Raw genomic sequence first — 9,079 nt, 5'->3', positions numbered from 1 at the left:
TCCGTGCGATGAACCACGCATCGTCGTGGTTCATCGCACGGAACGGGGTTCATCGGCACCGAGAGCCGCCCGCCCTCACCTCTCGGCGGTGACCCGCAGCAGCACGACGCGCTCGGGGAACGACGACGGCGCCTGCACCCCGGCGACCGCCAGGGCGCGCCCGTCGAGCTCGACCCCGGGGTAGGCGCCGCCCTCGTCCGCCGTGCCCCACCACGGCGGGGGCGTCAGGCCGTGGTCCGGCGATCCCACGGTCACGGGGGCCACCCGGTACCGCCGCTCGGGGTCGAGCCCGGGCAGCAGCACGCGGCCGAGCGGTGCGACGTCCGACCGTCCGACGGAGGCGAGGAAGAACAGGGCCTCGCTCGCGTCGGCGGCGACCGAGCCGTAGACCAGCAGCGACGGGTCGGCCTCGTCGACCCGCACGAGGTCGCCCGTGTGCATCAGCTGACGGTGCTCCTTGTAGAGGGCGATCCAGGCGGCGAGGTCACGGTTCTCGGCGTCGGTCGCCCGGGCGAGGTCCCACTCGATGCCGAGGTGGCCGAACAGGGCGGTGCCGGCCCGGAACGACAGCTCGTGCCAGCGGCCGGTGGAGTGGCTGACGCCCGAGGCGATGTGCGAGCCGAGCAGCTCGGGCGGCAGCAGCTGCATCGTCCAGCGGTTCATCTGCTGCCGGTCGAGCGGGTCGATGCAGTCGCTGACCCAGACGCGGTCGGTGCGCTCGAGCACGCCGAGGTCGACGCGGGCGCCGCCGGACGAGCACGACTCGATCTCGAGCCCGGGGAACCTCGCCTTGAGCTCGTCCATCAGCCGGTACGCCGCGAGGGTCTGCTCGTGGACGCCCGCGGCACCGGTCGGCCAGGTGCCGGCGTCGACGAGGTCGCGGTTGTGGTCCCACTTCAGGTAGGCGATGTCGTACTCGGTGAGGATCGCCGTCATCTGGCCGAGCACGTGTTCGAACGCCCCGGCGATGCCGAGGTTCAGCACCTGCTGGTCGCGCGACCGCGGGGGCAGCCGGTCGCCGGTCTGAAGCAGCCATTCGGGGTGCTCGCGGGCGAGGTCGCTGTCCTCGTTGACCATCTCGGGCTCGAACCAGAGGCCGAACTCCATGCCGAGGCCCGTGACGTGGTCGATCAGCGGTGACAGGCCGTCGGGCCAGACGTCGGCGTCGACCACCCAGTCGCCGAGGCCGGCGTGGTCGTCGCGTCGTCCCCGGAACCAGCCGTCGTCGAGCACGTACCGCTCGACGCCGAGGGTGGCGGCCCGGTCGGCCAGGTCGCGCAGGCGGGCGAGGTCGTGGTCGAAGTAGACGGCCTCCCAGACGTTGATCGTCATCGGGCGCGGGCGGGTCGGGTGCTGCTCGCGGGAGCGCAGCCACCGGTGGAACCGCCGGGCCTGGTCGTCGAGGCCGTCGCCGTACGAGCCGAAGATCCACGGGCTGCGGTACGACTCGCCCACCTCGAGCCGCAGCTCGCCCGGCAGCAGCAGCTCGCCGCCGCCCAGCACCTGCGCTCCGGTCGACAGGCGTTCGGCGTAGTGCCGGTGGTTGCCGCTGAACCCGACGTGCAGACCCCAGACCTCGCCCGAGCCCGCCCCGAAGCCGAACCCGGGCACGCCGACGCTCAGCACGGTGGCGGCGTCGGGGCCGGTGCGGCCCTTGCGTCCCTCGCGCTCGTGCACGCCGACGACGAGCTCGCGGCGTTGCGGTGTGCGCTCCTTGCCCCAGCGGCCCGCGAAGTCGAGGATCTCGCGGGCTCGCGGCGGCACCGGCAGGGCCAGGTGCAGGTCGGTCAGCGTGTAGACGTCGGCCGCGGTGCTCGCGGCCCCGGCGGCGGTGCTCGTCGTCCGGTCGTCGCCGGTGGCACCCCCGCCCCCGCGCAGCCCGCCCCCGCGTCGCCCGGCGACGTTCGTCAGCTCGGCCCGGGTGCGGACGAGCCCGCTCGCCGTCAGCTCGATCTCGAGCACGACCGCGAGTCCGGCCACGTCGTCGTGTGCCTCGACCGTGACGACGGCGGCTCCCGCGTCGACCAGCTCGGGACCCGAGGAGGCGCGGGTCGCCTCCGCCTCGCCCGTCACGTCGAGCGTGTCGACCGTGAACCGTGGCGACCAGTCGGCGCCGTCCGAGCGGTGGCCGCCGACCCCGGGCTTGCCCGACCAGCCCGCGTGGTGCTCGGGCAGGATCGCCAGTCGCACCGGTTCGTCCATCAGGTTGTTGACGTACGGCGGCACCGCGGCGGCCGCGAGCGACAGCACGTCGTCGAGGGTCGGCCGACCGAGGGCGGCGCCCCAATGCAGGACCGCCGGCAGGCGCGCTTCGGTGACGTCGAGCAGCAGGCTGACGCCGGCGCTGCTCAGGTGGACGAACGCGTCGGGTGCCCGGGACGGCGCGACGACGGTGGGCGACGGGGTGGGGTGCGACACGGATGCTCCAGACGGCGGCAGATACTTTCGTCCGAAAAGTATCTCCGACGACGCGCGGGCGTCACAACCCCGGCGGGGTCCGACCGCGGGTCAGGAGGCCCCGGTCAGCGGGCCCCGATCAGGAGGCGCGGGGCGAGAACAGACCGTCGGTCACGTCGGTCGGCTGGTCGCGGAACCAGCGCAGCAGGGTGCGGACCTTGTGCGACGACGACGGGGACAGGTTGCTGAAGTCGTCGCGGACGCCCGCACCCGCGAGGGAGGCCGTGCCGGCGCCCGTGCCGGAGCCGGAGTCGAAGACGTCGGCGTAGCCCGGGAGGACCGTGGCCAGGTCGTCCGTGACGGCGCGGTAGCCCATGGTCCAGGCGGGGAACAGCCGGTCCTCGACGCGTTCGTCGACGATGGTGTGCACGGCCGTGTGCCGGGGGTCGCGCGCGATCACGGCGAGGCGCTCGCGGACCGCCTCCTCGGGCCCCTCGAGCACCTGGATGAAGCGGCCCTCGCGGTGCAGCAGCATGCCGGTGATGCCCAGGCGGGCGTTGTTCGACCGGCTGGTCATGAGCAGATTGGCCAGGTCGTCGTCGGTGAAGGGGTACGACGATCGACTGACGTACACGGTGGACAGCACGGGCGGGCCTCCTCGGGCTCAGGGCTGGACCGATTCTGCACGCCGTCCGGCCCCGCCGCACTCCCCACTTCTGGGCGCTGACACGCCGTGCGTGAGCGGCGTGTCGAGCTCGGCTGGTCGGGTTCGGTACGCGGGAGGAGCGGTACGGACCGGATCAGCTGCCGCGCGGCGCCGACCCCCGGGCCCGGCGCCCCTCGAGCACCCCGCCGAGCAGGATCACGGCCACGCCCACCACGGGCACGAGCAGCAGTCCGTACCGCAGCCCGGCCGAGTCCGCGACGAACCCGACGACGGGCGGTGACGCCAGGAACCCCAGCCGGAGCAGCCAGCTCACCAGCGTCAGGCCCGTGCCGGCCCGGAACCCGGGCAGGTTGTCCGCCGCGTGCATCGCCGCCGGGATCAGGGTCGCGACGCCGAACCCCGCCGCCGCGAAGCCCACGATCGTGCCGATCACCGAGGGGAACGCCAGCGCGACGCCCATGCCCACCGCGACGAACACGCCTCCGGCCCGGGCGACGGCCTTCTGTCCGAAGCGGTCGACCATGCCGTCGCCCAGCAGTCGTCCGACGAACTGGGCCCCCTGCAGCGAGACGAACCCGAGGGCGGCGACCGTCACGCCGGCTCCGAGCGACCCCAGGTAGAGCGCGGCCCACGTGCTGCCCGCGTCCTCGACGACGGCTCCTGACGACGCGATCACGACCAGGGCGAGCAGCACGCCCCACTTCGCGACGAAGCCGGGCGAGACGCGGCGACCGTCACGAGCCGAGGAGGCGCGGGTCGCGTCGTCGACGGAGCCCGCCCCGGTGGTCGAGCCGGCCCGCGCCTCCTGCGCTCCGTCGTCGGGGGAGCCCGTCGCGACGGGTGCGGCCGCCGCCCCGGTGCCCGCGGTCACGTCGTCGCCGGGCAGGACCGCCGCGTCGGCGGTCTCGACCGTGCCCTCGGCCGGTTCGGGCCCGGCGAGCAGCAGCGGGTACGCGACGAGCGCGACGACGGCGAAGATCAGCGCCGAGGCCCCGAGGTGCCAGACGATCGGAATGCCGAGTCCGGCGGCCGCCCCGCCCATGAGACCGCCGAGGACGGCCCCGATGCTCCACACCGCGTGGAACGAGTTGAGGATCGACCGGCGATAGCGGTACTGCACGCGCAGTCCGTGCGAGTTCTGCGAGACGTCCACGATGGCGTCGAGGGCACCGGCGAGCAGGAAGCCCGCGGCGAGCAACCCACCGACCGGGGCGATGCCGGCCAGCAGGACGGCGACCCCGGTGACGACCGTGCCGACCACGGCCACCCGGGACGACCGGAGGCGGCGGATCAGCCACCCGGCGCCGAGCCCCGCGACGAGCGCGCCGACCGGCATCGCCGCGACCGCCAGGCCGAAGTCGGCGTTGGACAACTCGAGGCCGTCCTTGATCGCCGGGTAGCGGGGGAGGAGGTTCGCGATGAGTGCGCCGTTGGTGAAGAAGAGCAGGGCGACGCCGAGTCGGGCCCGGCGGTCCTCGCGTGTCGGCACGGTGCGGGCCGGGGCCGCGGGAGAGGTCGTCGATGACGTCATGGTGTACGAACGTACACTAAGGGCGGGCGGCGGTGGAGCGCTCGCGGGGACGCGCCGCGGAGGTGATCAGCGAGGCACCCGCGACCACCACCAGCACGACGATCATCGCGCTGCGCAGGCCCACGTGCTCGCCGACGAAACCGAGCAGCGGCGGCCCGACCAGGAACGCCACGTAGGCCATCGTCGCGACGGCTCCGACCGCCGTCGTCGGGTCGTCGCTGTCGGCTGCGGCCGAGACGGTCACCGGGAAGCCCAGGGCGGCACCCAGGCCCCAGAGCACGACGGCGACGCCCGCGACGACGACCGAGTCCGAGAAGACGACGAGGGCGATGCCGACCGCCGAGACCAGTGCGCTGGCGCGCAGCACGGTGGCGTGCCCGAAGCGGGCGAGCAGCGGTTCGCCGAGGAAGCGGCCGACCGTCATCGCCGCCGCGAACGCCGTGAAGACGACCGTGCCGGCGGTCGCCGAGACCCCGTGCCCGTCGACGAAGAGCAGCGGCAGCCAGTCGTTGGCGGACCCCTCGGCCAGGGCGAGCGCCAGCACGATCAGGCCGAGCAGCACGAGCCGGCGGTCGCGCCAGACGGCGAGCGACCCGGCGAGCCGGGCCCGCACCCCGGAGGCGCGCTCGGCCCGCTCGTCGGAGCGTCCGGTCGTCCGCGGCACGATCGGCACCGCCCAGACCAGGGCGGCGCCGCCCGCGAGCGCGACCCCGAGCAGGTGCCACTGGACGGGCACGTGCGTCGCGGTGAGCAGGATGCCGAGGCCGGCCCCCGCCATCGTGCCGAGGCTGAAGCAGCCGTGCAGCACGGGCAGCACCGACCGGCCCGAGGCGGTCTCGATGGCCGCGCCCTCGATGTTGACGGCGATCTCGGCCAGGCCGACTCCTGCGCCGACCAGGGCGAGGCCGACGAAGACGCCGGGGGTGATCGAGAGCGACGCCGCCAGGCCGACGAGGGCCACGCCGGCGACCAGCGAGCTGCCGCCGATCGCGACCGCGCGGTGGGCCCCGTGGCGTCGCACGATCGGCGCCGAGGACAGGATGCCGCCCATGGACCCGATCGACAGGCCGAAGATGACGAGGCCCATCTCGCCCGTCGACGCCTGCAGCAGGTCGCGGATGGCCGGGGTCCGCACGACCCACGAGGCGAGCGAGACGCCGACGACCGCCATGAACACGAACACCGCCGCCCGGCGTCGGGCGAGCTCGGGGCTGAACGGCGGTCGGTTCGTCATGCGTCCAGTGTGTACGTTCGTACGCTCGTCGTCTAGGGTGTCGTGCATGACCACCACCGACCACTTCGCCGGCGACCCGCGCACGAACCACGAGCGGATGCTCGCGGGCGACCTCTACATCGCGGACGACCCCGAGATCGCGGCGCGGCAGCAGCGGGCGATCAGCTTGCAGGCGCGCTTCGCCGCGGCCTTCGCCGACGACGTCGACGCCGCGCAGGCCGTCGCGCGCGAGCTGTTCGGCAGCCTGCACGAGACGGCCCACGTCCGGCCGCCGGTGTACGTCGACTACGGCAGCTCCATCACCATCGGGGCCGGCACGTTCGTCAACTACGGCCTGACCGCGCTCGACGTGGCCCCGATCACGATCGGGGCCGACTGTCAGATCGGCCCGAACGTGCAGCTGCTGACGCCGACGCACCCGGTCGAGCCGCAGCCCCGTCGCGAGAAGCTCGAAGCCGCGAAGCCGATCACGATCGGCGACAACGTCTGGCTCGGCGGCGGCGCGATCGTGCTGCCCGGGGTGACGATCGGCGAGAACAGCGTGATCGGTGCCGGGGCGGTGGTGACGAAGGACGTCCCGGCGAACGTGGTCGCGGTCGGCAACCCGGCCCGCGTGGTGAGGAGCATCTAGTCATGGGGACCGCCCGCCGCACCGAGCCCGACCGTCGTGACCGCCTGATCGACGTGACGCTCGACGTCGTGGCCGAGGTCGGCGTCGCCGGCGCCTCGCACCGCAGGATCGCGGCGCGTGCCGACGTGCCCCTCGGTTCGATGACCTACCACTTCGACGGCATGGACGAGCTGCTGCACGAGGCGTTCTCCCGCTTCGCCGAGACGATCATCGTGCGCTTCGAGGGGCGGCTCGGCGCCGCGACCACCCGCGACGAGGCCAAGGAGGCGGTGGTCGCCCTGGTCCACGACGACCTGACCGGCCCTGCCGCGGTCCGCGACCAGGTGCTCAGCTACGAGCTCTACACGCTGGCCGCGCGCGAGCCGCGGTTCCGCGAGATCACCCGCGAGTGGATGCGGCGCAGCCGGGTCGAGCTCGAGCGCCACTTCGACCCGGACACCGCCCGCCAGGTCGACGCCCTGATCGAGGGGATCTCGATCCACCGCGCCCTCGACCCGTCCCCGCCGAGTCGCGCCCTGACCCGCGAGGCCGTGGAGCGCATCACCCGGGTGTCCTGACCGTCGCGACCCGCGCCTCCTGCGTTCGAGGCCGGGCATGGCCACAAACCGAACTGTGGCGACCCCTGGGATGCGATCCACAGTAGCTAGGCGCTCTAATGGAACCGGTGCAGAAGGTGCACGGCGGTGAGAAGGTACGCACCGGATCAGGACGAGAGTCGAGAAACCAGTGGACGCAGAGAGCGACACGTCGCGCCGCGTACCCGGCCCCGACACCTCGACGGCCCCCGACACCGCGTTCGGCGACTTCAACGTCGCCAGCGACTTCGGCGAGATCGGCGACGCGGCCCGCACGCCGGCTGCCGACCTGTTCTTCGGTGACTTCGCGCCTCCTCTCGACCCCGACCTCGTCTTCGAGTGCTCGGCGTCCATGAACGGCGAACACGGTGCGGTGGCCCTCTACGAGGACCGCGTCATCGTCGAGAGCCCCGACGAGCCCGACGGCGAGGCCGTGTTCTCGACCGACACGGTGCGGGCCTGGTGGCTCGTCGAGGGCGAGACGTTCTTCGCTCTCGTCGTCGAGGCCGACGTGCTGCACCGCACGCGCCTGCCCTCCGGCTTCAAGGCCGTGCTCAAGGCCGCCTTCACGAAGGCCCTCGGCCCGGCGACGAGCCCGACGGGCGCGTGAGCCCCACGCCCCTCCGCCCCCGCTTCGGGGCTTCCGCCCGGTCAGGACGTTCTTTCAGGGGCTCGGTCGTGGCAAGATCACTGTGATGGAACCCGAACAGACCCTGCCCCCGGTGCGTTCCGAGATGGGCGGCCGCGACATGGACCAGGCGCGCGCGCTGTTCGAGGACACCTACAACGGCGCCGGGTTCCGCACTGACACCCGACAAGAGACCTTCGCCTACCGCTACACGACGGCCGGCGACGAGGACATGACGCTGCGATCGGCGATGTTCCTGGGCGACATCCGCGGGGCGATCCAGCCCGAGCGCGAGTACGTCGTCGCCTGGATCACCGCGGGCGAGGGCCGGGTCGACGTCGGGGCCGAAGAGGCCGCGTTCGAGATCGGCCGCCCGCTGATGTTCCCGACGGGCAAGGCCTTCGAGTTCGAGGTCCGCGAGTACCGCCAGAACCTCGTGCACTTCGACGCCGCGTACCTCGAACGCATGGCCGCCGAGCACGAGGGCGCCCTCGCCGGACCGCTGCAGTTCGACCACACGGCCGTGCCCGACCTGGCGAACCTACGTCGCTGGCAGGCCACGATCACCAACGCGGCCAAGACCATCCTCGGCGGCGAGTCGACCGAGCTGCTGCGGTCCGAGCTCAAGCGCGAGTCGGCGTTCGCCCTGCTCGACACGTTCTCGCACCGGTCGATCGATCTGCCGCCCGCGCTGCTCGTGCCGCGCAACGCCCGCCTCCGCGAGGCCGTCGAGTACCTGCACACGCACTCGCACCTGCCGGTCAACATGACCCAGCTGGCCGAGTCCGTCCACCTCACGCCGCGCGGGCTGCAGCAGGCCTTCAGCCGACAGCTCGGCGTGACGCCCACCGAGTACCTGCGCACCATCCGTCTCGACCACGTGCGGGCCGAGCTGATCGAGCTCGCCCCGGGCGAGGCTACCGTCGGCGCCGTCGCGCAGCGCTGGGGCTTCACGCACCTGAGCCGCTTCACGGCGTCGTACGTCGAGCGCTTCGGCGAGTACCCCAGCGCGACGCTGCAGCGCTGACCCCCGCGCGGTCGGCCGCGCCGGCGCGAGCTGGCCACGCCGCGCCTCCTCGGCTGTCCCGCCACCCGGGCACGCCGCCACGAAGTCGACATCCCGCCACGACATCGCGTGGCGGGATGTTCATTTCGTGGCGTGGTGCGGTGCGGCACGACCAGCCCCCACCCACCACGCCAGGAGGTGGACACCGCACCACGAGAAAGCCTGGCGCCGTGACCACCTCCTGGCGCTGTGACCATGTCCTGGCGCTGTGCCCATCACCCGGCGGCGTGCGCGCGACGCGGGGCAGCCCCCAGGAGGCGCGGGTCGCCACCCGACGCGGGTCGCGCCCGACGGCGCGCGGGTCGCGGATCGCGGGTTGTGCCCGACGGTGCGCGGCGGGTCGCGTCAGC

Annotated in this window: 8 protein-coding genes; 4 read left to right on the top strand and 4 right to left on the bottom strand. The window is 73.3% G+C overall.

Annotated elements, in window-relative coordinates:
• Positions 1-75: 75 nt before the first annotated feature.
• The 4 genes from SZ60_RS13990 to SZ60_RS13975 all read right to left on the bottom strand — a co-directional run bounded on the left by SZ60_RS13990 (position 76) and on the right by SZ60_RS13975 (position 5,829).
• A complete protein-coding gene (locus SZ60_RS13990) occupies positions 76-2,418 on the bottom strand; it encodes an alpha-galactosidase (RefSeq protein ID WP_043596891.1) in 2,343 nt (780 codons plus the stop codon).
• A 118-nt stretch (positions 2,419-2,536) separates the two neighbouring features.
• Positions 2,537-3,043, bottom strand: coding sequence for a BLUF domain-containing protein (locus SZ60_RS13985; protein ID WP_052505427.1), 507 nt, complete (start codon positions 3,041-3,043; stop codon positions 2,537-2,539).
• Between the two features lie 154 nt (positions 3,044-3,197).
• On the bottom strand, positions 3,198-4,595 hold the full coding sequence (locus SZ60_RS13980; RefSeq protein ID WP_043596889.1) for an MFS transporter: 1,398 nt from the start codon (positions 4,593-4,595) through the stop codon (positions 3,198-3,200).
• Between the two features lie 16 nt (positions 4,596-4,611).
• Positions 4,612-5,829: an MFS transporter gene (locus SZ60_RS13975; RefSeq protein ID WP_043596887.1), complete on the bottom strand. Its 1,218-nt coding sequence runs from the start codon at positions 5,827-5,829 to the stop codon at positions 4,612-4,614.
• Between the two features lie 46 nt (positions 5,830-5,875).
• Here SZ60_RS13975 and SZ60_RS13970 point away from each other — a divergent pair, with 46 nt between their 5' ends.
• The 4 genes from SZ60_RS13970 (at position 5,876) to SZ60_RS13955 (ending at position 8,690) form a co-directional block, all read left to right on the top strand.
• The gene (locus tag SZ60_RS13970; protein ID WP_043596885.1) at positions 5,876-6,460 is read left to right on the top strand and encodes a sugar O-acetyltransferase; all 585 of its coding nucleotides are present in this window, start codon (positions 5,876-5,878) and stop codon (positions 6,458-6,460) included.
• Between the two features lie 2 nt (positions 6,461-6,462).
• Complete coding sequence (locus SZ60_RS13965) at positions 6,463-7,017, top strand: TetR/AcrR family transcriptional regulator (protein WP_043596884.1); 555 nt, start codon at positions 6,463-6,465, stop codon at positions 7,015-7,017.
• 169 nt (positions 7,018-7,186) lie between these two features.
• Positions 7,187-7,645: a hypothetical protein gene (locus SZ60_RS13960; protein WP_043596883.1), complete on the top strand. Its 459-nt coding sequence runs from the start codon at positions 7,187-7,189 to the stop codon at positions 7,643-7,645.
• 85 nt (positions 7,646-7,730) lie between these two features.
• Complete coding sequence (locus SZ60_RS13955) at positions 7,731-8,690, top strand: helix-turn-helix domain-containing protein (RefSeq protein ID WP_052505426.1); 960 nt, start codon at positions 7,731-7,733, stop codon at positions 8,688-8,690.
• Positions 8,691-9,079: the final 389 nt, after the last annotated feature.

The sequence above is a fragment of the Frigoribacterium sp. MEB024 genome (assembly GCF_000878135.1).
In the GTDB taxonomy this organism is placed as follows: Bacteria; Actinomycetota; Actinomycetes; order Actinomycetales; family Microbacteriaceae; genus Frigoribacterium.
The sequence above is the reverse complement of the archived record's forward strand: the minus strand, read 5'-3'. Positions and strand labels throughout refer to the sequence as shown.

Bases quoted from the DNA above. Each gene is read 5' to 3' on its own strand.
- SZ60_RS13980 (WP_043596889.1), bottom strand. From the start codon at position 4,595: ATGACGTCATCGACGACCTCTCCCGCGGCCCCGGCCCGCACCGTGCCG.
- SZ60_RS13975 (WP_043596887.1), bottom strand. From the start codon at position 5,829: ATGACGAACCGACCGCCGTTCAGCCCCGAGCTCGCCCGACGCCGGGCG.
- SZ60_RS13970 (WP_043596885.1), top strand. From the start codon at position 5,876: ATGACCACCACCGACCACTTCGCCGGCGACCCGCGCACGAACCACGAG.
- SZ60_RS13965 (WP_043596884.1), top strand. From the start codon at position 6,463: ATGGGGACCGCCCGCCGCACCGAGCCCGACCGTCGTGACCGCCTGATC.
- SZ60_RS13955 (WP_052505426.1), top strand. From the start codon at position 7,731: ATGGAACCCGAACAGACCCTGCCCCCGGTGCGTTCCGAGATGGGCGGC.